The sequence below is a fragment of the Leifsonia sp. NPDC058248 genome (assembly GCF_042881905.1).
In the GTDB taxonomy this organism is placed as follows: domain Bacteria; phylum Actinomycetota; class Actinomycetes; order Actinomycetales; family Microbacteriaceae; genus Leifsonia.
In genome coordinates this window covers 177,761-199,566 of record NZ_JBHVXB010000008.1, presented here as the reverse complement: position 1 = coordinate 199,566, position 21,806 = coordinate 177,761, and the positions used below count along the sequence as shown (strand labels likewise).

Sequence of the window (21,806 nt, the reverse complement as noted above, 5' to 3'; positions counted from 1 at the left end):
TTTTTTTTTGGCCCCGCAATGCTTGACCTTTGTGTTTGGGTCGAAACCGCGCTTTTCGACCCAACAACTCAGGACTCGATTGCGGCGGCGGCGGACGGGCGCGCGCCGTGGGGCTTGACGTGAAAGAGCGCACGGCACACAATGTGAAACATGTCTTTCACATCGGCCAGGCGCGAGAACCGGCAGCAGGTCTCCGACGCCCGCGCCCTCCGCGCGCTGGCGCATCCGCTCCGCCTCGCCCTGCTGAACCACCTGATGGCGTTCGGCGCCCAGACCGCCAGCCAGTGCGCCGAGGTGGTGGGCTCCACGCCCTCCAACTGCAGCTATCACCTGCGCTCGCTGGCGCGCTACGGGCTGGTCGAGTCGGTCGACCCCGTCGACGGCCGCGAGCGTCCGTGGCGTTCCACCGCGACCGGACTCCGGTTCGGCCGCGCCGACGACCCGAACCTCGCGTTCGGCGTCGAGTCGGTCGAGCGGATGCTCGTCGAGAAGCAGATCGACGACGAGGCGGCCCTCACCCGGCGAGCCGTCGCCCAGCGCGACGACCTCCCCGCCGAGTGGCGCGACGCGAGCATGCTCGCCGGCTACGCCCTGCGGATGACGCCCGCCGAACTGCGGGACCTCGGCGAGCGACTGGATGCGCTCATCCGGCCGTACATCGGCCTCACCCGTGAAGACGCCCCCGAGGACAGCGATGTCGTCGCCGTGCACCTCAACGCGTACCTGCACCCGGATGCGGTGCGCTGATGACCGAGACCACCGCACCTTCGCACGACCCGCGCGACCCGCGCGACCCGCGCGACCCGGCCGAGCCCGGCGCCCCCGCCGCCCCGGCCACCTCGGCCACCCCGGGCAAGCCGGCCAAGCCGCGCTCGCCGCTGACCCGCCGCGACTTCACGCTCGTCTGGGCGAGCAGCTTCGTCTCCGACACCGGCGACTGGCTGCTGATGATCGCCCTGCCGCTCTTCGCGTTCGCCGCGACCGGCTCGGCGCTCGGCGCCTCCACCGTCTTCCTCGCCGAGCTGATCCCGATGCTCGTGCTCGGCAGCTTCCTCGGCGTGCTCGTCGACCGCTGGGACCACCGGCGCACCATGATCGTCACCAACCTGCTGCAGGGCGCGCTGCTGCTCCCGCTCCTCTGGGCATCCGCCGACCGGATGTGGATCGTCTACGCCGTCGCCGCCATCGAGGCGTGCCTCGGCGCGATCATCAATCCGGCCAAGCAGGCGCTCGTCCCACGCCTGGTCGAGCCCGACCAGCTCGGCACCGGGAACGCGCTCATGGCCGTGAGCGAGAACCTCGCGCGGCTGATCGGCTCGCCGCTGGGCGGCCTGGTGTTCGCGCTCTCCGGGCTGCCGGGCGTCGTGCTCATCGATGCGGCGAGCTACGTCGTGAGTGCCTCGCTGGTGGCGCTCAGCCGTCCGGTGGCTCTTGCTGCCGGAGAGCACGGACACGCGGGGGAACCCTTGCCCCGCCTCCACTTCTTCCGCCAGTGGGTCGACGGCATGAGCACCATCCGCCGGACCCACCCGCTCGGCGCGATCACCGCCATCACCACGCTCGGCCAGTTCGCGCAGGGCATCTTCCTGGTGCTGTTCATCGTCTACGTCGTGCAGAACCTGGGCGCGAGCGACACCGAGGTCGGCCTCCTGCGCGGGGTCCAGGCGATCGGCGGCGTCGCCGGCGGCTTGCTCACGGGAGTCCTCATCCGGCGCTTCACCCCGCGCGGCCTGGTCGGCTGGGGGTACCTGCTCTTCGGGGCGATCTCCCTCGTCACCTGGAACCTCTACCCCGTGACGACCGCCGTCTGGGTCTACGCCGGCCTGTTCATCGCGGTGGGCATCCCGGGCGTCGCCACCGGCACCGGCATGATCACGATCGTGCAGAAGGTGACGCCCCCGGATGCGATGGGCCGCGTCTTCGCCAGCGTCACCACCTTCGCCGGTGCGGCTCAGGGCGCGGGGCTGCTCGTCGCGGGCCTGCTCGCCGAACGGTTCGACGTGGTCGCGATCCTCAACGGCCAGGCCAGTGTGTATCTGCTGTGCGGGGTGCTGGCGTTCCTGCTGCTCGGCGATCGCCGGGTGCGGTCCGCTGCCGCCGGTGAAAGCGGAGGTCTCGTGCATTAGCGCGAAACTCGCCCGTATTGCAAGGATTTTGCCCGAAGGTACACGTATGGTGGCCGTGTGTGGCGACTCGACAAGAAACACGAGGATGACGACGTGATGTCGGACATTCCGGACGATGACGCCCTGAATCCCCAGAACACGACGTCCCCGCACGCTCTGAGTCTGGGGGATCCCGGGCTGGTCGCAGGCAACATCGCGGAACACGTCTGGCAGCGCTGGCGGGCGGAGATCGCCGCGCTCGGCGGAGCATCCCCCCTGCTGCACTTCGAGGACAGCCCGCGCGCCCGCATCGAGCTGAGCTCGACGCATCCGGGCGGTCTGCCGCAGTTCATCACCGGGCAGAGCACCCTGCTCTCCAGCCTCATCCGCGACGAGCTCGCGCTGCGCACCGCGCGCGCCGCCGCCAACGCGATCACGGTCAAGGGGATCGAGCTGCGCTCGGTGCGCGGCATCGAGTCGGTCCACCTGGCCGTCGGCCTCGCCCAGTGGCGGCACGGCGGGGACGAGTTCACCGCCCCGATCCTCCTGCGTCCGCTGGCCATCCGCCGTTACGGCCGCGACTTCGAGCTCAAGCTCAAGGGGCAGCCGTTCCTCAACCCGGAGCTGGCGCGTGCGCTCGCCGAGCAGTTCCAGATCACCCTCGACGCCGAGGCCTTCGTCGCCCTCGCCCTCACGAACGGCGTGTTCAAGCCGCAGCCGGTCATCGACCGCCTCCGCGGGCTGACCTCGCACCTCCCGTGGTTCAACGTGCTGCCGCGGCTCGTCGTCTCGTCGTTCGCCGACGTCGCGACCGCGCTGAGCGCCGAAGCCGTCGACCTCGACACCGTGGTGCTCGACGCCCTGGCCGGCAACCCGTCCGCGCGCCGGACGGTCGAGGGCGCGTTCAACCCGGTCGTGGCCGTGCGCCAGGACGAGCGCCCGCCCGCCACCGACAACCTGCTGCTCGACGCCGACGAAGAGCAGGAGAACGTCGTCGCCCAGATCGCGGCCGGCAACTCGATCGTCGTGAAGACCCTGCCCGGCACCGGCGGCACGCAGACGATCGTCAACGCCATCGGCGCGCTCGTCGCCCAGCACAAGCGCGTGCTCGTGGTCAGCCCCCGCCGTTCGAGCCTCGACGACATCGCGCACCGGCTCACCCAGGTCGGTCTCGCCGGTCTCGCCGTGACGCCGCGTTCCCTGCGCCGCGACCTCATCCAGTCGATCGGCCGCAACGAGAAGGCGGCCCAGCCGCGGGTGACCGACGTCGACGACGCCCTGGTGCGCCTGCGCAAGGTCCTGCTCGACTACCGCGCGGCGCTCACCCGCCGCGACCCGGTGCTCGGCGTCTCCGTGCTGGACGCGGTCGCCGAGCTCTCGCGGCTCTCCCTTCTTCCCACGCCGCCGTCGACGACGGCGCGGCTCGACCGTCACGCCATCGAGCAGCTCGCGCACGACCGGCCGTCGGCGGCCGACGCGCTGATCAAGTCGGCCCGCCTCGGCGAGTTCCGCTACGGCCCCAACGACTCGCCCTGGTACGGCGCGTCGTTCGCGACCACGGCCGAGGGCAACGCCGCGCACGACCTCGCCAAGAAGCTGCACCGCTCCGAACTGCCGCGGCTCATCGACCGCGCCAAGACCCTGATCGGTCAGACCCGGATGCGTCCCTACGAGTCCATCGCGGAACTCGGCGTGTACCTTCGCCTCCTCCTCGACGTGCGCGAGACGCTCGACAAGTTCCAGCCGGCCGTCTACGACCGGTCGCTCGTCGAACTCATCGCGGCCACCTCCACCCGCCGCGAGTCCCCGAACATGTCCGGCGCCAACCGCCGCCGCCTGCGCAAGCTGGCCCTCGAATACGTCCGCCCCGGCGTGCACGTCACCGACCTCAACGAGAGCCTGCGCCGCATCCAGCAGCAGCGCATCCTGTGGCAGCGGTTCGCCGCCGCCGGCGTCGTCCCCGAGGTCCCGGTCGGCATCGCGGATGTGCAGGTCGCCTACCAGCGCGTGGCCGAAGACCTCGCCCGTCTCGACATCCCGCTGCGCCGCACCGGCAGCCAGAACTCGCTCGCCATGCTCCCGATCGACGAGCTGACCCGGCAGGTCGCCGGCCTCGCCGCGGAGTCGGAGGTCCTCGCGAACCTCCAGGAGCGCACGGCCCTGCTTACCGCCCTGCGCGACCGCAAGCTCGACCCGCTGCTCTCCGACCTGTCGCGACGCCACGTGCCCGAGACCCAGGTGAGCGCCGAGCTCGAACTCGCGTGGTGGCAGTCGGTGCTGGAGACGCTGCTCGCGTCGGATCGCGCCCTGCTCAACGCCAACACCAGCGTGCTCGACCGCCTCGAGGCCGACTTCCGGCTCGTCGACGAGGCGCACGCCTCCGCCACCGGTCAGCAGCTGGCGTGGATGCTCGCCGAGACCTGGAAGATCGGCATCGTGGACTGGCCGGAGGAGGCAGCCGCACTCAAGCGCCTGCTCAAGTCGGACCGCACCTCCGCCGCGACCCTGAACGCCGAGGCGCCGCACCTGGCACGCCCGCTCGCCCCGGTCTGGCTGGTCTCGCCGTACGAGATCCCGTCGATCAGCTCCGACCTCGCGTTCGACGCGGTCTTCCTCGTCGACGCCGGGGCCTCGAGCCTGGCCGAGAACGTTCCCGTCATCCGCCGCTCGCGCCAGATCGTCGCCTTCGGCGACCCGGTCACGCAGACGCCGTCGGCCTTCGACATCGGCGTGCACGAATACGGCAAGACGGTCGCCGAGACGGACGTCGACGCGGCCCACGCCGACTCGGCTCTCGCGCAGCTGGCCGAACTGCTGCCCGTCTACACGCTGACCCGCAGCTACCGTGCCGGCGGCGAAGACCTCGCCGACCTCGTCAACCGCCGCTTCTACGGCGGCAAGATCGACTCGCTCCCGTGGGCCGGAACCTACCTCGGGCACGGCAGCCTCACGCTCAACTACGTCTCCGGCGGCCAGGGGATGCCCGACAGCGACACCGGCGCGGTGGAGAGCACCGACGCCGAGGTCTCCAAGGTCGTCGAGCTCGTGCTGGAGCACGCCACGAAGCGTCCGCGCGAGTCGCTGATGGTGATCACGGCCAGCGAACGTCACGCCGTGCGCGTCAACCAGGCCGTCCTCGCGGCGTTCGCCAAGCGCACCGAGCTGGCCGACTTCATCCTGAAGGACCGCGCCGAGCCGTTCACGGTGGTCACGCTGGAGCAGTCGGTCGCCCAGAGCCGCGACCGCGTCATCTTCTCGATCGGCTACGGGCGCACCCCGCACGGTCGCCTGCTCTCCAACTTCGGCGCCCTCGCGGAGCCGGGCGGGGAGCGCCTCCTCGCGGTCGGCATGACCCGGGCGCGCCGCTCGATGGACATCGTCTCCTGCTTCAAGCCGGAGGACATCGACGACTCCCGGATGCGTCACGGAATCGCCGCGCTCGCCCAGGTCCTCGGGGAGGCCGACCAGATCCAGGCCGCCGTTCCGCAGTACCTGAGCCACGACGCCGAGCCCATGCTGCTCGATCTCGCCCGGCGCCTGTCGCGCCGCGGTCTGGATGTCCAGCTCGGCTATCGCGGCAAGCTCGCCCTGGTCGCCTCGCACGCCGGCCGTGCGGTCGCGGTCGAGACCGACGACGACGTGAACCGCGGCAGCCTGCGCGAGTCGCTGCGGCTGCGGCCCGACGTGCTGCGCCGCCTCGGCTGGCACTACCTGCGGGTGCACAGCTTCGAGCTCTTCGCCGACCCCGAGGCGGTCGCGACCCGCATCGCGACGCTCATCGGTGTGGCCGATGTGAGCACCGAGACCGCGCCGATCACCATCCCCACGGCGTCGTAGTTCATCGGAGGTCGTGCGCCTCCTGTTCTCAGGAGAATCGGCCGTCGTCCCGCCGCGGGCACCTGAATTCAGGTGCCAGCGGCGTCCGCGAGCGTGCATCTCCTGAATTCAGGTCGCCAGACCCCGGTTAGGCTGGTCCGGTGACCGAGAAGCCCGCCCGACAGCACCGCCGCGCTCAGCTGCCGGCGGTTCCGGGCACCGATCCGACGCCGCAGGCCGTGCCGCGGCGCGGTTCGGCGGGGGCCCCGGTGCGCGCCACGGAGGACACCGACCAGGCGTGGGGCGACCGCCCGGCCGACGGCAACGACGAGCAGCTCAAACGGGACGTTCCGCCCCACTGGTGAGCGGGCGCGCTACTCCGCGTGCTTGCCGCTGCCCGGAGCGGGCTCGGCCGGGCGCTGCGCCTGGAGCAGGTCGCGGATGTCCGTGAGCAGATCGAGCTCGGTGATCGGGGCATCCGGATGTGCGACTCCCTTGTCGCGCAGCTTCTGCGCGCGATCCTTCGCCAGGTTGATCGGGTAGACGAACACGAAGTAGACGACCACGGCGACGATCAGGAACTGGATGATCGCCCCGAGCACCGCCCCGAACTTGATGTGCGCATCGCCGATGACGAGCGTGAGCGAGTTGGCGAGGCTGTCGGCGTTGAAGATCGCGCCGATCAGCGGGTTGAAGACATTGGTGACGATCGAGTTGACGACGCCGGTGAACGCGGCGCCGATGACGACGGCCACGGCGAGATCGATGACGTTGCCGCGGAGGATGAACTCCCTGAATCCTTTGAGCATGGTCGTTTCCTTCGGATTCACGTGGAGCTGGACGAGGCGGAGCCGGACGATGACGAAGGGGACGACGACGAAGACGACGAGGTGGAGGACGTGCTCGCCGCAGCGGCCGGCGCCGGGGACGAGGGCGCGGGAGACGACGACGAGCCCGACGACGAGCCCGAGTCTGAACCGCCCGCGCCCGCACTGGAGCCGCGCGAATCGGTGCGGTAGAAGCCGGAGCCGTTGAAGGTCACTCCGACGGTGCCGAAGACCTTGCGCAGACTGCCCCCGCAGGTCGGGCAGACGGTGAGCGCGTCATCCGTGAACGCCTGCTGGATGTCGAAGGCGGTGCCGCAATCGCGGCAACGGTAAGCATAGGTGGGCATATCAGGCTCCGGACGGGTCGGGGTGGCGGTCGGCGTCGCCGGTGGGGGACCTCACGAGAACTGCGCGATCCTGGTCGGGGTGACCGCGCCGTCGACCGGCTGATCGTGTCGCTCTCGCGGAACCTCGTCCACGAGTTCGCCGTCGAACAGCACGGCGTACACCGGAGGACATTTTTCCATGCTCCCGAGGGTCTTGTCGAAATAGCCGCGCCCCCAGCCCATGCGCATCCCCTTCGCGTCGACCGAGGCGGCCGGGATGATGATGAGGTCGACGTCGTTGATGGCGATCGGCCCGAGGAGTTCGCCGACGGGCTCCGGCAGGCCGAAGAGACCCTCGGTCTCCGTCTCGCCGTCGCTCGTCGTCCAGTCGAGAAGGCCGTCGTCGCGGGAGATGGGCAGGAGCACGCGCAGACCCTGCTGGTGCGCCCAGTTCAGGAACGGCCGGGTGTCCGGCTCGATCGTGGTCGACAGGTAGCAGGCGATCGAGCGTGCCGAGAGGTCGGTGGTGAGATCGACGAGATTGCGGGTGATCCCCGCCGTCGCCGAGGTCCGCTCGGTGGCGGTGAGGTTCTGTCGCCGTTCGCGGATCTCGGCGCGCAGTGCGCGCTTGCGATGGACGGCAGTATCCGAGTCCATGACGCAATCCTAAGAGATTGGATCAGGAGCCGCCCGCAATTGCCGATAGCCTGAGCAGCATGGCAAAGCACGTAACAAAGGCGGTCATCCCTGCGGCCGGACTGGGAACCCGATTCCTCCCCGCGACCAAGGCGATGCCGAAAGAGATGCTTCCTGTCGTCGACAAGCCGGCCATCCAGTACGTGGTCGAAGAGGCCGTGGCTGCCGGTCTGCACGATGTGCTGATGATCACGGGACGCAACAAGAACGCACTCGAGAACCACTTCGACCGGGCGACCGAGCTCGAGGAGTCCCTCGTGAAGAAGGGCGACACCGATCGGCTGGAGAAGGTCAACTACTCCACCGACCTCGCCGACATGCACTACGTGCGGCAGGGCGACCCCAAGGGTCTCGGCCACGCGGTGCTCCGCGCCAAGATGCACGTCGGCCGCGAGCCGTTCGCCGTCCTCCTCGGCGACGACATCATCGACAGCCGTGACGAACTGCTCAGCCGGATGCTCGAAGTGCAGCAGGAGAAGAACGCCAGCGTCGTCGCCCTGCTCGAGGTCGACCCCGACTCCATCCACCTGTACGGCGCCGCCAAGGTCGAACTCACCGACGAGGACGACGTGGTGAAGGTCGTCGGAATGGTCGAGAAGCCCGACAAGGAGCACGCGCCCTCCAACCTCGCGATCATCGGCCGCTACGTGCTGCGCCCCGAGGTTTTTGACGTCCTCGAGCGCACGGAGCCGGGCAAGGGCGGCGAGATCCAGCTGACGGATGCTCTGCAGTCCATGGCCGCCGCGCCCGACTGGACCGGTGGGGTCTACGGCGTCGTGTTCCGTGGCCGCCGCTACGACACCGGCGACCGCCTCGACTACATCAAGGCGATCGTGCAGCTGGCCGTCGATCGTTCGGACCTCGGGCCCGAACTCCGTCCGTGGCTGCGCGAGTTCGCCGCCACACTGGAGGACGTGCCCGCCGAGATCGTCGAGGAGATGCCGGCCGAGCCGGCGGACACGCTCGCGGACACCGCCCACTAGCACTGGCCGAAAGGAAGGTCCGTGGCGATCGTCGTTCCGACTCTCAGTGAGGGCCGGGTGGGACTCAGACCCATCCGCCTCCGTGATGCGCGCCCGCTGGAGCGCTCCCTCCTCGACAACCGCAGCTGGCTGCGGCAGTGGGAGGCGACCAGTCCGTACGCTCCGATGGCGTTCGACACGCGGTCGAGCATCCGGTCGTTGCTCGCGAACGCACGCGCGGGCCACGGGCTGCCGTTCGTCGTCGAGTACGACGGTGAGCTGGCCGGTCAGCTGAACGTCTCGTCGATCACCTACGGGTCGCTCTCGTCGGCGACGATCGGCTACTGGGTCTCCGAGCAGTTCGCGGGCCGCAACATCACCCCGACGGCCGTCGCCCTCGCCACGGACTACTGCTTCTACCAGCTCGGGCTGCACCGCATCGAGATCTGCATCCGGCCCGAGAACGCGCCCAGCCTGCGTGTGGTCGAGAAGCTGGGCTTCCGCTACGAAGGACTGCGCCGCCGCTACATCCACATCAACGGCGACTGGCGCGACCACTTCTGCTTCGGGCTGGTCTCCGAGGAGCTCTCGCAGGGTGTGCTGCGCCGCTGGCTCGACGGGAACGCGCCCACCGACGCCGCCGTGATCACGGCCGAGGACCGCGCGGCGGCGGCGATTCCCATCCCGATCATCCGGGATCGGTGACTGCTGGTTCGGTGACACACCTGCGCGCCTGACCCCGTCGGATGCACGGCCCCCTACCGTAGAGGCATGACCGGGGACGTGATGGGTGGAGGGGTCGTTGTCGCGATAGCCGCTGTTCTCTGGCTGGCCTATCTGATCCCTGTCTGGATGCGCCGTCGCGAGTACCTCGCGACCGAGCACAACGCGGTGCGCCTGCAGCAGACGCTGCGCATCCTCGCCGAGACGAGCGAGCTCCCGGATGAGGTGCGCATGGAGGCGACGGCACGAACGGTCGCCGAGCAGCAGCGCATCCTGAAACGCTCCGAGCAGAAGACCATCGCCGAAGCGCGTGCGGCCGCCGAGGCCAGGGCGCGCCGCGAGCTGGCGATCGCGGAAGAGGAACGACGCGCCGCAGAGGAGGCCGAGCAGGCCGCCCGCGAGGCGATCGCGCTCGAACGTGCATCCCGTGCCGCCGCCGCCCAGCGCGCCCGCGTCCTCGCCGTCACCACCGGCGCACCGCTGATGTCGCCGCAACGTCGTCGCCGGCTGCGCCGCGCCCGAGCCATCACGTCGGCCGTCCTCGTGCTGGCGGTGGTCGGACTCGTCGCCGGCGTCGTCTCGCTCGTCACCGCGGGCGTCTGGCCGCTCTTCGCCCTCTCGGGGGTTTGCGCCGTCGGCGCTGTCGCAATGCTCGGCCGTCTCGCCCGCACCCGCCCGGCGGATCGGGTGGCGCGCCAGCGCGCGGCCGCACCGGCTGCGCCCCGGCTCTACGACGACGCGCAATTCGAACTGCCCGTGCGGGAGGCGCTCAGCAACCGCCAGCAGACCTGGACTCCGCAGCCCCTCCCGAAGCCGCTGCACCTTTCGCGCGGAACCATCGCAGCGAGCGCCATGGCCTCGATCGATGCGGCCACCGAACTCCGCCGTTCCGCCGCCCGTGCCGAGATCGACCGGCGCGTCGCCGAGCTGGCGCCGGAAGCGACGCCGCTCCGCCCGCCTGCCGCCATTCCGAACGTGGCGCCGAGGGTTCCGGTCGCGCCCGTCGCGCCGGAGGTTCCGGCCGCTGCGGTGGCCGGTGCGATGGCTGGTGCAGTGGGCGGCGCGGTCGACCGCTACGCCGCGATGGGCGTGGTCGACGGACTCGGTGGCGGCGCCCTCGACCTGGATGCGGTGCTCCGCCGCCGACGCGCCGCCAGCTGACCTCCGATTCGGTATCGGGCCCGCCAGGGTGATATCGTTTCTAAGCAGTTCACGGGGCTATGGCGCAGTTGGTAGCGCGCTTCGTTCGCATCGAAGAGGTCAGGAGTTCGAATCTCCTTAGCTCCACCCTGAACGTGAAAGACACCGTCGGACCCCGACTCCTCTGGAGCCGGGGTCCGACTGTCTTCCCGGCCCGGAATCGCTTGTCAGCCAACCCACAGCGCGGCTGAGCGACGATTGTTCTCGTCTGTTCGGAGAGGGTGACATGGCAGCTGGGTCCAATGCACGGTCGCGCGATGCGCGCGCGAAAGCCGCGGAGCTGCTCCGGCAGCAGAAGGCACGCGACCGCCGGCGTCGGCTCGTCGCCGTGTGGTCGGGCATCGCGGCAGTCGTCATCGTCGGCGGCGTGGTCACCGGGGTCATCGTCGGCAACGCCAAGCCGAGCAGCTCGGCGGCAGCGGCCGCGGCTTCCGTTCCGACGGTTGCGCCCACCGTGGCGCACGGCGCCGAATCGGCTCCGCCGTGGAAGGCGCCCACCGACCCCAGCGCACGCGCCAAGGCCGCGGGCCTGCAGATGCTGAGCTCCGAGGGGACGGTCGAGCACATCCACTCGCACCTCACCGTGACCGTCGACGGCAAGAAGGTCGCCGTGCCGGCCCTGCTCGGGATCGACGAGAGCGCCGGTTCGATCTCCCCGCTGCACACGCACGACGAGTCCGGAATCGTGCACGTCGAGTCTCCCGTCAAGGCGTCGTTCACCCTCGGCCAGGTCTTCACCGAGTGGAACGTCGCGCTGGCCACAGGCCGGATCGGGTCGTACTCGACGGCCGACGGCCGAGCGATCACGGTCTTCGTCGACGGCAAGCCGTACACGGGCGACCCCGCCGCCATCACTCTCGCCGACCACGAGGACATCGACATCGTCGTCACTCAGTCCGGCGTGACGGCGAGCGCCCCCGCCGCCTTCACCTGGCCCGCCGGCTACTGAGTCGGGCCGCGGCGGGCCGCTGCGTCTGCGCCTGCGCGCCGCGCTGCGCTGCGTCTGCGCGTCGCGCCGAGCGCACCCGCACGCGCCGCGCACGCGCCGGCGCCGCACCCCTCGCCACCCCCGCCACGCCCTCGCCGTCACTGAGTTGTTCCAAAGTGTCGTTATGGGGCCGATTCCGGCCGTTATGACGACACTTTGGGGCAAGTCAGCGCAGGCAGCCGCGGCTGCCTGTGGAGAATTCAGTGCCCTCGCCACCAGCGCCGCTCGCGCTACGCCCGTGGCCCGTGGCCCGTGCTCCACTCCTCCAGACCCCCCACCTTTCCAGATCTCCTCCACCCCTCCACACCCCCTCCACCTCTCTAACCCCCGCCAACCTCTCTAGACCCGCTCACCGTCACTGAGTTGTCGCAAAGTGTCGTTATGGGGCCGATTCCGGCCGTTATAACGACACTTTGGGGCAAGTCAGTGCGGGCAGCCGCGGCTGCCTGTGGAGAAGTCTGCTGTGAGCATCCGGAGCGTGAGCATCCCGAGCGTGAGCATCCGGAGCGCGGGCATCCGGAGCCGGAGCGTGGGGAGCGGAGTGCGGCGCGATTCAGGCGACGTTTCCGCCGTGTTCACCGGCAATTCGCCCGGCTGCCCCAGGCTGCAGTCGAGAGCACCTCGCCCTCGCCGTCGCCCGACGCCCGTCGCCCGACGCCGCGCGAGCATCAGGCGCCGCTCTCGAACTCTTACCCGAATTCGCAGAAGGAGAGCCCCCGTGCGCACTCATCGGCGCGGTATCGTCGCCGCCCTCGTCACCGGGCTGGTCGTCACAGCCCCGCTCGTCGCCCTGGCCGGTCCGGCCGCCGCAGCAACGTCCACGGTGGTGATCAACGAGGTGGAGTCGAACGGGGGCACGCCGGGGGACTGGATCGAGCTGAAGAACACCGGCGCGACCTCCGTGGACGTCTCGGGTTACATCCTGCGGGACAACGTCGACACGGACGCATACACGATCCCGGCCGGCACCGTCATCGCCGCCGACGGGTACTACGCCGCCGACGTCGCAGCGGCGTTCGGGCTCGGCAGCGCCGACGATGCGCGGCTGTACCTTCCGGACGGCACGACGCTGCTCGACTCCTACACGTGGACGGCGCACGCCGCGACCACCTACGGCCGCTGCCCGGACGGCACCGGCGCCTTCACGACGACCGGCTCGTCCACCAAGGGCGCCGTCAACGACTGCAGCGTCCCCGTCTCGACCGATCTGAAGATCAACGAGGTCGAGTCGAACGGCGGAACCCCCGGCGACTGGATCGAGCTGACGAACATCGGCGCAACGCCCGTGGACGCGTCCGGGTACATCCTGCGCGACAACGACGACACGCACGCATTCGTCATCCCCGCGGGCACGACCGTCGCATCCGGTGGCTTCTACGCCGCCGACGTCGACCCGTCGTTCGGACTGGGATCGGCCGACTCGGCACGGCTGTTCGGCCCCGACGGCACGACATTGGTCGACAGCTACAGCTGGACCGCACACGCAGCGACGACCTACGGCCGCTGCCCGGACGGCACCGGCGCCTTCGCGACGACCGCCAGCTCGACCAAAGGCACAGCGAACGACTGCGGCCTGCCGGCGACACCTCCCGGTGTGAAGATCAACGAGGTCGAGTCGAACGGTGGAACCCCCGGCGACTGGGTAGAGCTCATCAACACCGGGAGCACCGGGGTCGACCTGACCGGTTGGTCCGTTCTCGACAACGACGACACCCACACCGCCGTGCCGCTCCCCGCGGGTTCGACGATCGCCGCCGGCGGCTACTTCGTCGTCGAGGAGGCGACGCTCGGCTTCGGCCTCGGCGCCCCCGACCAGGCACGGCTGTTCGACGCGAGCCACACCCTCGTCGACTCGTACAGCTGGACCGCGCACGCCGCGACGACCTACGGCCGCTGCCCGAACGGCTCCGGCGCCTTCACCACGACGACCTCGTCCACCAAGGGCGCGGCGAACGACTGCGGTGTCCCCGTGAAGATCAACGAGGTCGAGTCGAACGGCGGAGCCCCGGGCGACTGGATCGAGCTCATCAACAACGGTTCGTCCACGGTCGACCTGTCCGGCTACATCCTGCGCGACAACGACGACACCCACACCTTCACCATCCCGGCGGGCACGACCGTCGCTGCGGGCGGCTATCTCGCGGAGGATGTCGAGACGGCGTTCGGGCTCGGCAGCGCCGACTCGGCACGGCTGTTCGGTCCCGACGGCACCACGCTGATCGACACGTACAGCTGGACCGCGCACGCCGCGACGACGTACGGCCGCTGCCCCAACGGCACCGGTGCGTTCGAGACGACGACAGCGTCGACGAAGGGCGCGCCCAACGCCTGCGCCGGCACTGTCACGACCTCGCCGTGGCCTGGTGGGGCGACCATCGCCACCGCCGACGACGCGAACGTGCTCGGCGGCAACATGAGCGGCCTCGTCTACCAGGCCTCCGGAACCAGCGCACCAGGCGTGCTGTGGGCGGTCAAGAACGGCCCCGGCACCCTCTTCCGCCTGATCTGGAACGGCACCGTCTGGACGCCGGACACCGCGAACGGCTGGGGTGCGGGCAAGGCTCTGCACTACCCGGACGGCACCGGCGACCCGGACTCCGAGGGCGTCACCGTCACGGCCGCAGGCCCGGATGGCGGCGTGTACGTCTCCACCGAGCGCAACAACTCCGCCAACGGTGTGAGCCGCCCCGAGGTCCTCCGATTCGACCCGACGCAGGCCGGCACCAGCCTCACGGCGACCGGCGAATGGAACCTCACCGCGGACCTACCGGTCGTCGCGCCCAACAGCGGGCTCGAGGCCGTCACCTGGATCCCCGACTCCTACCTCACGCAGAACGGGTTCGTCGACCAGGCGACGGGCGCCGCCTACGACCCGGGCGCCCACCCTGGTCACGGCAGTGGGCTGTTCTTCGTCGGTCTGGAGGCGAACGGCTCCATCTACGCCTACGCCCTCAACCAGGCGAGCGGCGCGTACACCCGCGTCGCGACGATCTCGAGCGGGATGCCCGGCGTGATGGATCTGCAGTTCGATCCGGAGACCCAGAGCCTCTGGGCTGTGTGCGACGACACCTGCAACGGCCAGACCGAGACCCTGGCCATCGCCAAGACCGGCACGGACGCAGGCCGCTTCACGGTCGGCAACGCCTACGCCCGCCCGTCGGGCATGCCGAACCTCAACAACGAAGGGTTCGTCATGGCGCCGCAGGCCGAATGCGTGAACGGACTGAAGCCGGTGTTCTGGTCCGACGACACCAACGACGACGGTCACGCCCTGCGCGCCGGGACCATCGACTGCACCGTCGTCACCGGCCCGGGCGGCGGTCAGCCCGGTGGAGGTCAGCCGGGTGGCGGCCAGCCGGGAACGGCGACCGTCTCCCTCGGGCTCGGCACCATCACTGCGGGTTCCGCCCTGCACCTCACGGCGAGCGGCTTCACCGCAGGGGAGACCGTCGAGGTGTGGCTGCACTCCGCGCCGGTCAAGCTGGCGACCGCCGTGGCGAGCGGAGCCGGCACCGTGAACCTGACGGTGACGATTCCGGCGTCGACCACGCCGGGCGCGCACACGCTCGTCGTGAACGGCGTCACGTCCGGCATCACCGGGTCCGCGGCCCTGACGGTGACGGCCGCCGCAGTCGACCCCGGGGCCGCCGCGCCGGTCGTCAATGACGCAGCGGGTCTCGCGGCCACGGGCTCGTCGGTGACGGTCCCGCTCACCGTCGCGCTGCTGCTCGCGCTGCTCGGTGTCGCGCTTCTCGGGTTCCGGATGCGCCGCCCCAGCCGGCCGTAGCATCCTGCGTCCCCTCGGGGTCCGGTGGAGCATCCGCTCTGCCGGACTCCGTCGTGCGTGGCGACCAGAGGGGTGCTCGTGCAGACCTCGCTCAGACCACCAGCAGCACGGCCAGGACGAGCATCAGCACCGCGATGGCGCCGTCGAGGATGCGCCAGGCGATCGGACGGGCGAACACCGGCGCGAGGAAGCGCGCGCCGAAACCGAGCAGGCTGAACCACAGAATGCTCGCGATGACCGCCCCCACGCCGAAGACCCAGCGGCCCGGGTCGCCGTGCGAGGCGGAGAGCGAGCCGAGCAGGAGCACCGTGTCGAGGTAGACGTGCGGGTTGAGCCAGGTCAGCGCCAGACACGTGCCGACCGCGGCGATGAGCGACGTGGACGCCGTCCCCGGCGCGGCCTGCAGCTTCTCGGGCCGCAGGGCTCGGCGGGCGGCGAACAGCGCGTAGAGGACGAGGAACACGAAGCCCGCCCACCGCACGATTCCGAGCGCGATCGGGGCCGCCTTGATGATCGCGCCGATGCCGGCGACCCCGGCCGCGATGAGCACGGCGTCACTGACGATGCAGATCAGCACGATGGGCAGCACGTGCTCGCGTCGCAGCCCCTGCCGGAGGACGTACGCGTTCTGGGCCCCGATGGCGACGATGAGCGACGCCCCCGCACCGATACCGGTGAGAAGCGTGGCGAAGACGGCGGCGGGGGTCACGCCATCGACTCTATGGACTCGCAGCCGTTCAGTGAAACTCAACTTTCTCACGCAGCATTAGCATTACTCATGATGGACGCCAGCACCGACCAGCTCCGCACACTCGCCGCGGTGATCGACTACGGCACGTTCGAACGCGCCGCCGAGGCTCTGCACATCACACCGTCGGCGGTGAGTCAGCGGATGAAAGGGCTGGAACAGCAGGCGGGGCGGGTGCTCGTGCTGCGCACCAAGCCGATCGCGCCGACTGCGGCCGGGCAGATCCTGCTCCGCCTCGCCCGGCAGGTGGCGTTGCTCGAGAGCGAGGCACTGGACGAGCTGGGCGCCGAGGGCGGACACGGCCGGTCGAGCATCCCGCTGGTGGTGAACGCCGACTCGCTCGCCACCTGGGTGCTGCCCGCGCTGGCCTCACTCGATGAGGTGAGCTTCGAGATCACGCTGGAGGACCAGGATCACACGCTAGACCGGCTGCGCGACGGCACCGCGATGGCGGCGATCACGTCGGATCCGGAGCCCGTGCAGGGCTGCGTGGTGAGCCGGCTGGGGTCGATGCGGTACCGGCCGACGGCGAGCCCGCTGTTCGTTGAGCGGTGGCTGCCGAACGGATACGGCTCGGCCGGGTTCGACGATGACGCGCTGGCGAGCGCACCGATGCTCGTCTTCGACCGTAAGGATGCACTGCAGGACCGGTACCTCGCCTCGCGGGGCGCCGTCGCGCATCCGCCTCGCCACTTTGTGCCGGCCTCGACCGAGTTCGTGCGCGCCGCCGAGCTCGGGCTGGGCTGGGGGATGCTGCCCGCCCTGCAGACCGACCCGCTGATCGCCGACGGCCGCCTCGTGGTGCTCGACGAGGGCGGCGCGGTCGACGTACCTCTCTATTGGCAGCAGTGGTCGCTGGAGTCGTCGACGCTCGCCGTCGTGGCCGCGACCCTCATGGACGCGGCGACCCGCGAGCTGCGCTGAGCGAGGGAGACGCTGCCCGTACCGCGCGGCACTCCCCACCGGCCCCCGGCACCTACGCGAGTCCCCCGAAGAACGTTCGCATGTCGGCCGCCACCAGCTCGGGGCTCTGCTTGGCGGTGAAGTGGCCGCCGCTCGGCAGATCGTTCCAGAACCGGATGTCCGTGTACGTGCGTTCGGCGTAGGGGCGCGGGAAGCCGCGCTCGCCGTACTGGATGGACACGCCGACCGGCACGTCGATGAGCGGGACCGGCGTCTCGAGCCGGTCGTCGAAATAAGCGCGGAACGAGGTGCCGATGGACCCGGTGAACCAGTACAGCGAGATCGTGGTCAGCAGTTCGTCGCGGGTCCAGAAGTCTTCGACGTCGTCGGTGCCGCTCCATTCCCGGAACTTCTCGAGCAGCCAGGCGGCGAGACCGGCGGGGGAGTCGGTGAGTCCGACGGCGAGCGTGTCGGGCCGGGTGGCCTGCTGGGCGCTGTACGCGCTGGCGCCCTTCCATTTGCGGTCGAGCCAGTCGACGAAGGCCTGCTCCTCCTCGCTGAGGTCGTCCATCCGCTCCTGGGGTGGGAACGCGGCATGCGTGGCGAAGAGCGCGACGACCGACCCGGGGTAGCGGGCCGCGAGCCAATCGCTCACCCGGGTGCCCACGTCTTCGCCGTAGGTCGCGTAGCGCGGGTAGCCGAGAACCTGCGTCATGAGCGCGTGCCACCGCTCGGCGACGGCCGACGACACGAACGGCTCGCGCATCGGCTCGGAGAAGCCGTAGCCCGGCAGCGACGGCACGACCACGTCGAATCCGTCGGCGCTCAGCAGCCGAGCCAGCGGGAGCATCTCGATGAACGAGTACGGCCAGCCATGGCTCAGGATGATCGGGATCGGCTCGGCCGCGCCGGCGACCCGCTCGGCGCGCAGGTGGGCGAAGTGGATGCGCTCGCCCCCGATCTCGGCGATGAACTGGGGAACCGCGTTGAGCCGCTCCTCGGCCGCGCGCCAGTCGAACGACTCGCGCCAGTAGGTCATCAGCCCGCTGAGATACGGGAGGTCCACCCCGGCGCCCCACGGCTCGGCCGGCGTCTGCCGCGGGTATTTGGTGCGCGCCAGTCGCGAGCGGAGGTCGGTCAGGTCGGCTTCGGGCACGGCGATACGGAACGGTTCGGGCGGTGTGATGACGTCCATGAGCCGACGATACCGATGACCGCCGACATAGAATACGGTCCCCGGACGGATCCTGTCGGCTGAGCATCCGGCCGGCCTCACGGAAGGACAGCACGATGGGCGATGAACACGTGGCGCCGGAGACGAGGGGTGTCGCCGTCGAGCCGTTGGTCACGATCGACCTCGGCCCGGAGATCCCGGGGATGGGCGGACACCGGCTCCGGATGCGCAGGGTGACCATCGAACCCGGAGGGGTCTTCGGCCCGGTTCACGACCACCGAGGCAGACCCGGGACCGTCTACGTGCTGCAGGGCACGATCACCGACCATCGGGACGGGGTCGCCACGGACTACGGGCCGGGCGTGGGCTGGCCCGAAGACCGGAACACCCTCCACTGGCTGGAGAACCGGGGAACCGTCACCGCCGTCGAGATCTCGGTCGACGTCGTCAGCGACGAATAGGCGCCGCGCGCGGCCGGGCCCGGCACAGCGCCGGCTGCCGGTCGCCCCGCTAGAGCGTCGCGAGCACCAGGTCGAGCGCGTCGGCGAAACGATCGGCGCTCTCCACTGTCAGGCAGAGCGGCGGTTTGATCTTCAGCACGTTCTTGTGATCCCCGGTGGGCTGAACGACGCACCCTTCCGCGAGCATCCGGTCGCAGATGAGCGCCGCCTCGGCGGTCGCCGGCTCGAGCGTGTCGTGGTCGCGGATCAGCTCGACGCCGAGGTAGAGCCCGAGCCCGTGCACCGCGCCGACGATCGGGTGCCGCTCGCCGAGCTCCCGCAACCGCGAGGTGAGGTGGTCTCCGACCTCGGTCGCGTTCTCGGGCAGTCGTTCGTCGCGCATGATGTCGAGCACGGTGAGTCCCACGCGTGCGCTGACCGGGCTGCCGCCGGCCGACGAGAAGAAGCTGCCCTCCGCCGCGAACGAGTCCGCGATCGCCCGCGTGGTGATCACGGCGCCGAGCGGATGCCCGTTCCCCATCGCCTTGGCGACCGTGATGATGTCGGGGACGACGCCCTGCTGCTCCGATCCCCAGAAGTAGCGGCCGAGCCTCCCGTAGCCCACCTGCACCTCGTCGGCGATGCACACGCCGCCGCGCGCCCGGATGCGCTCATAGACACCGCGCAGATAGCCGTCGGGCAGCATGACCCCGCCGGCGTTGCCGAAGACCGGCTCCGCGATGAACCCGGCCGGCCGGATGCCCGCAGCGTCGAGCTCGGCGAGGTCCGCATCCAGGTCGGCCAGATACGCGGGAGCCGAGTCCGCCCCGCGATGGCGGCCACGGAACGCGTGCGGCGACGCGACGAGCTCGACCCAGTCGGGGCGCGTCTCGAGGGCGCGCGGGTTGTCCCCGATGGAGGAGGAGACCGCGTCCGCTCCGACGGTCCACCCGTGATACGCCTCGGTGACGGCGAGGATGGTCCGTTCGCCGGTGTGCGTCTGCGCGAGACGGAGCGCCAGGTCGACGGCCTCGCTTCCGCTGTTCACCAGGAACACCGTGTCGAGTCCGTCGGGGGCGACGGCGGCGAGCCGCTCGGTGAACCGGGCCAGCTCTTCGTAGTGGAACCGCGAGTTGGTGTTGAGCAGCGCCCACTGATCGCGCACGGCGTTCACGAGCCGCGGATGCCCGTGGCCGACCGCCGTCACGTTGTTGACCATGTCGATGTAGCTCTGGCCTCGCGTGTCCAGCAGGTGGTGGCGCCAGCCGCGTTCGATGAGCGGCGGATGCTCGAAGTAGTGCTCCTGCACGTGGGCGAACGAGCCGTCGCGTCGAGCGAGCGCGGCTTCGGGGTCGACGTCGGGAGCCGCGAGGTCGATTCCGAACAGTGCCGACGGGTCGGGGCTGATCGCTCGCCACAGTGGGGACGGGGCGGCCGGGGTGACGAACGCCGGCGGGCGGTGGCCGCGCAGCCGGGAGAGCTGCACGGTCAGGGTCGTCGCCGTGCCGAGACGATCACCGGCGGCGACGGCCACGCCGTCGAGGGCACTGCCGACCGCGTCGTCGACGTCGTCGAGGCCGTCGAGCCAGAGGTCGGTGTGCTCGCCGCGCAGCACCCAGGAGAAGCCCGCCCGTCGGAGCGTTCCGCTGAACGGGGCCAGCACCTCCGTGCCGCCCGGAGCCTCCAGCGTGACCGCGAGGGCGAGGGTGGCGGATGGCGCCGAGCGGTCGATGGCGGCCCTGGTCATCCGGTGCTCGCCGAAGCGGGTGAGGGCGTGTCCGCTGGTCGTGGCGATTCCGGTGAGGATGCGCCTCTCGACGCCCTCGTGGAGCCAGATCCCCTCGTCGAGGGCGTGGCTGGTGACGGAGAGGTCGGCCACGTTCGCGGGCGCGCTGTCGAGGGCCACGAGACGGCCGGTCGGGCGGGCATCCGGTGCGTCGGCTGTTTCGTCGGCAGCTGCGGCGATAGCGCTCGCGCCGCTCAGGCGCCACCGGATGAGCGTCTCCAGCTCGTCCGCGTCGAGGCGCCGCGCGAGATCGAAGGCCAGCCATTCGTGGGCCCGGTTCTCGTCGGCGTAGTCGTTGTCCCCGTCCAGGGCGACCTGCTGTTCGCCGCTGACCACCAGCACCGCACCGCGCAGCACGACCAGCGGCCAGAGCGCGGCCAGGTCGGCGTCGTCGAGCGGCGACTCCTCCGCGAAGGCGGCGATCGTGTCGAGCACCGCGAGCGGCGACGAGGGGACGTGGTGCAGCGCCGAAGCCACGGTCGCAGCGAGCTCGCCGACAAGCCAGCCGGTCGCCACATCGCCGAAGTCGATCACCCCGGGAGCGGGGTCGGCAGCGGTGCCGAGCACGATGTTGTCGTCCGTCACGTCCCCGTGCACCGCCTGGCGTCGCAGCGCCGGGCGCAGGGGAGCGAGCCGGGCGAGCGCATCCTCGGTGGCCGCACGGACCGCGCGCCGCTTGGCGGGGGACTCCACGTGGTCGAGCAGGAGGTCGACGACCTCGCCGGCGACCTGCGCATCCCACTGCGTGGTCCGATCGAGCCCCGGATGCTCCAGCCCGGCCAGTCCCGCCGCCACCCGTCCGGCGAGAGAGCCCAGAGTGCGCAGCTGCTCGCTCGTCGGGTCCGCGACGCCGGTGAGCGGCTCGCCCTCGAGATAACGGAGGACGCGTGTGTGCAAAGTCTGCCCGCGCAGCTCGACCGCGACCAGGTCGCTTCCGTCGAGGGCGGGGATGACCTCCGGGATGCGCACGCCGGAGCCGGCGAGGGCGACGAGGGCGGCGTTCTGCGCGTGCAGTTCGTCGGCCGAGAACACCGGGTTCGCGAGTTTGAGGACGAACCGTTCCGTGCCGGTGTCGATGCGGAAGTTGCGGTCCTGCTGGCTGCCGAGCTCGACGATGGCGCCGTGCAGGCCGAACCGGTCGCCGGCGATGCGGGCGGCGTCCTCCACGGTCACATCGGGTCGCGGCAGCGACGGCTGGACGAGGAAGTCGAAGTTGGGCACGGGGGACTCCAGGGCTCGGTCGGGCGTCTGGTCAGTTTATGGGGAGGGGGCGCCGTCGGGTGCCTTCGCTGCCAGCCAATGCACGGCTGGTCACGCGTAGCATC

General features: G+C 70.5%; 18 protein-coding genes and 1 tRNA gene. 12 read left to right on the top strand and 7 right to left on the bottom strand.

Annotation, left to right across the window (positions count from 1 at the left end):
- The first annotated feature begins 150 nt into the window (after window positions 1-150).
- The 4 genes from ACFVV5_RS14745 (at window position 151) to ACFVV5_RS14730 (ending at window position 6,286) form a co-directional block, all read left to right on the top strand.
- Window positions 151-747 carry an ArsR/SmtB family transcription factor gene (locus tag ACFVV5_RS14745; protein WP_387245503.1) on the top strand — a complete coding sequence of 199 codons (597 nt, stop codon included), beginning with the start codon at window positions 151-153 and terminating at the stop codon, window positions 745-747.
- The gene (locus ACFVV5_RS14740) at window positions 747-2,126 is read left to right on the top strand and encodes an MFS transporter (RefSeq protein ID WP_387245500.1); all 1,380 of its coding nucleotides are present in this window, start codon (window positions 747-749) and stop codon (window positions 2,124-2,126) included. Before ACFVV5_RS14745 ends, ACFVV5_RS14740 begins: the two co-directional genes overlap by 1 nt.
- A gap of 96 nt (window positions 2,127-2,222) precedes the next feature.
- Window positions 2,223-5,942, top strand: a complete 3,720-nt coding sequence (locus ACFVV5_RS14735) for an AAA family ATPase (protein WP_387245497.1) — start codon at window positions 2,223-2,225, stop codon at window positions 5,940-5,942.
- A 140-nt stretch (window positions 5,943-6,082) separates the two neighbouring features.
- The gene (locus ACFVV5_RS14730; protein ID WP_387245494.1) at window positions 6,083-6,286 is read left to right on the top strand and encodes a hypothetical protein; all 204 of its coding nucleotides are present in this window, start codon (window positions 6,083-6,085) and stop codon (window positions 6,284-6,286) included.
- A 9-nt stretch (window positions 6,287-6,295) separates the two neighbouring features.
- Here ACFVV5_RS14730 and mscL read toward each other — a convergent pair whose 3' ends face one another.
- The 3 genes from mscL to ACFVV5_RS14715 are packed head-to-tail and all read right to left on the bottom strand — an operon-like array spanning window position 6,296 to window position 7,731.
- On the bottom strand, window positions 6,296-6,730 hold the full coding sequence (gene mscL, locus ACFVV5_RS14725) for a large conductance mechanosensitive channel protein MscL (protein ID WP_387245491.1): 435 nt from the start codon (window positions 6,728-6,730) through the stop codon (window positions 6,296-6,298).
- A 17-nt stretch (window positions 6,731-6,747) separates the two neighbouring features.
- Entirely contained in the window at window positions 6,748-7,095 is a 348-nt protein-coding gene (locus ACFVV5_RS14720) for an FmdB family zinc ribbon protein (protein ID WP_387245488.1), read from the bottom strand.
- Window positions 7,096-7,146: 51 nt separating this feature from the next.
- Window positions 7,147-7,731 carry a 5-formyltetrahydrofolate cyclo-ligase gene (locus tag ACFVV5_RS14715; RefSeq protein WP_387245485.1) on the bottom strand — a complete coding sequence of 195 codons (585 nt, stop codon included), beginning with the start codon at window positions 7,729-7,731 and terminating at the stop codon, window positions 7,147-7,149.
- A gap of 59 nt (window positions 7,732-7,790) precedes the next feature.
- Here ACFVV5_RS14715 and galU point away from each other — a divergent pair, with 59 nt between their 5' ends.
- The 5 genes from galU (at window position 7,791) to ACFVV5_RS14690 (ending at window position 11,604) form a co-directional block, all read left to right on the top strand.
- On the top strand, window positions 7,791-8,753 hold the full coding sequence (gene galU, locus ACFVV5_RS14710; protein WP_387245482.1) for a UTP--glucose-1-phosphate uridylyltransferase GalU: 963 nt from the start codon (window positions 7,791-7,793) through the stop codon (window positions 8,751-8,753).
- A 21-nt stretch (window positions 8,754-8,774) separates the two neighbouring features.
- On the top strand, window positions 8,775-9,437 hold the full coding sequence (locus tag ACFVV5_RS14705; protein ID WP_387245479.1) for a GNAT family N-acetyltransferase: 663 nt from the start codon (window positions 8,775-8,777) through the stop codon (window positions 9,435-9,437).
- Window positions 9,438-9,503: 66 nt separating this feature from the next.
- A complete protein-coding gene (locus ACFVV5_RS14700; RefSeq protein ID WP_387245476.1) occupies window positions 9,504-10,616 on the top strand; it encodes a hypothetical protein in 1,113 nt (370 codons plus the stop codon).
- 53 nt (window positions 10,617-10,669) lie between these two features.
- Window positions 10,670-10,742: transfer RNA gene (locus ACFVV5_RS14695), tRNA-Ala, on the top strand.
- 139 nt (window positions 10,743-10,881) lie between these two features.
- Entirely contained in the window at window positions 10,882-11,604 is a 723-nt protein-coding gene (locus tag ACFVV5_RS14690) for a hypothetical protein (RefSeq protein ID WP_387245473.1), read from the top strand.
- A 462-nt stretch (window positions 11,605-12,066) separates the two neighbouring features.
- On the opposite strand, the gene ACFVV5_RS14685 is transcribed toward ACFVV5_RS14690, so the two are convergent.
- The gene (locus ACFVV5_RS14685) at window positions 12,067-12,222 is read right to left on the bottom strand and encodes a hypothetical protein (protein WP_387245470.1); all 156 of its coding nucleotides are present in this window, start codon (window positions 12,220-12,222) and stop codon (window positions 12,067-12,069) included.
- Window positions 12,223-12,361: 139 nt separating this feature from the next.
- Between ACFVV5_RS14685 and ACFVV5_RS14680 the strand changes: the two genes are divergently transcribed.
- Window positions 12,362-15,430: a lamin tail domain-containing protein gene (locus ACFVV5_RS14680; RefSeq protein WP_387245467.1), complete on the top strand. Its 3,069-nt coding sequence runs from the start codon at window positions 12,362-12,364 to the stop codon at window positions 15,428-15,430.
- A gap of 91 nt (window positions 15,431-15,521) precedes the next feature.
- On the opposite strand, the gene ACFVV5_RS14675 is transcribed toward ACFVV5_RS14680, so the two are convergent.
- Window positions 15,522-16,139: a LysE/ArgO family amino acid transporter gene (locus ACFVV5_RS14675; RefSeq protein ID WP_387245464.1), complete on the bottom strand. Its 618-nt coding sequence runs from the start codon at window positions 16,137-16,139 to the stop codon at window positions 15,522-15,524.
- A gap of 69 nt (window positions 16,140-16,208) precedes the next feature.
- On the opposite strand from ACFVV5_RS14675, the gene ACFVV5_RS14670 reads away from it, so the two are divergent.
- On the top strand, window positions 16,209-17,102 hold the full coding sequence (locus tag ACFVV5_RS14670; protein WP_387245461.1) for a LysR family transcriptional regulator ArgP: 894 nt from the start codon (window positions 16,209-16,211) through the stop codon (window positions 17,100-17,102).
- A gap of 52 nt (window positions 17,103-17,154) precedes the next feature.
- On the opposite strand, the gene ACFVV5_RS14665 is transcribed toward ACFVV5_RS14670, so the two are convergent.
- Window positions 17,155-18,276 carry an epoxide hydrolase family protein gene (locus ACFVV5_RS14665; protein ID WP_387245458.1) on the bottom strand — a complete coding sequence of 374 codons (1,122 nt, stop codon included), beginning with the start codon at window positions 18,274-18,276 and terminating at the stop codon, window positions 17,155-17,157.
- Window positions 18,277-18,371: 95 nt separating this feature from the next.
- On the opposite strand from ACFVV5_RS14665, the gene ACFVV5_RS14660 reads away from it, so the two are divergent.
- Window positions 18,372-18,716: a cupin domain-containing protein gene (locus ACFVV5_RS14660; RefSeq protein ID WP_387245455.1), complete on the top strand. Its 345-nt coding sequence runs from the start codon at window positions 18,372-18,374 to the stop codon at window positions 18,714-18,716.
- Window positions 18,717-18,765: 49 nt separating this feature from the next.
- On the opposite strand, the gene ACFVV5_RS14655 is transcribed toward ACFVV5_RS14660, so the two are convergent.
- Entirely contained in the window at window positions 18,766-21,702 is a 2,937-nt protein-coding gene (locus ACFVV5_RS14655; RefSeq protein ID WP_387245452.1) for an aminotransferase, read from the bottom strand.
- Between the last annotated feature and the right edge of the window lie 104 nt (window positions 21,703-21,806).

What these genes read in the sequence shown, in the direction of transcription:
- ACFVV5_RS14720 (WP_387245488.1), bottom strand. Translation starts at nt 7,095, where the DNA reads ATGCCCACCTATGCTTACCGTTGCCGCGATTGCGGCACCGCCTTCGAC.
- ACFVV5_RS14690 (WP_387245473.1), top strand. Translation starts at nt 10,882, where the DNA reads ATGGCAGCTGGGTCCAATGCACGGTCGCGCGATGCGCGCGCGAAAGCC.
- ACFVV5_RS14745 (WP_387245503.1), top strand. Translation starts at nt 151, where the DNA reads ATGTCTTTCACATCGGCCAGGCGCGAGAACCGGCAGCAGGTCTCCGAC.
- ACFVV5_RS14665 (WP_387245458.1), bottom strand. Translation starts at nt 18,276, where the DNA reads ATGGACGTCATCACACCGCCCGAACCGTTCCGTATCGCCGTGCCCGAA.
- ACFVV5_RS14715 (WP_387245485.1), bottom strand. Translation starts at nt 7,731, where the DNA reads ATGGACTCGGATACTGCCGTCCATCGCAAGCGCGCACTGCGCGCCGAG.
- ACFVV5_RS14740 (WP_387245500.1), top strand. Translation starts at nt 747, where the DNA reads ATGACCGAGACCACCGCACCTTCGCACGACCCGCGCGACCCGCGCGAC.
- ACFVV5_RS14660 (WP_387245455.1), top strand. Translation starts at nt 18,372, where the DNA reads ATGGGCGATGAACACGTGGCGCCGGAGACGAGGGGTGTCGCCGTCGAG.
- ACFVV5_RS14735 (WP_387245497.1), top strand. Translation starts at nt 2,223, where the DNA reads ATGTCGGACATTCCGGACGATGACGCCCTGAATCCCCAGAACACGACG.
- mscL (WP_387245491.1), bottom strand. Translation starts at nt 6,730, where the DNA reads ATGCTCAAAGGATTCAGGGAGTTCATCCTCCGCGGCAACGTCATCGAT.
- ACFVV5_RS14700 (WP_387245476.1), top strand. Translation starts at nt 9,504, where the DNA reads ATGACCGGGGACGTGATGGGTGGAGGGGTCGTTGTCGCGATAGCCGCT.
- ACFVV5_RS14670 (WP_387245461.1), top strand. Translation starts at nt 16,209, where the DNA reads ATGATGGACGCCAGCACCGACCAGCTCCGCACACTCGCCGCGGTGATC.
- galU (WP_387245482.1), top strand. Translation starts at nt 7,791, where the DNA reads ATGGCAAAGCACGTAACAAAGGCGGTCATCCCTGCGGCCGGACTGGGA.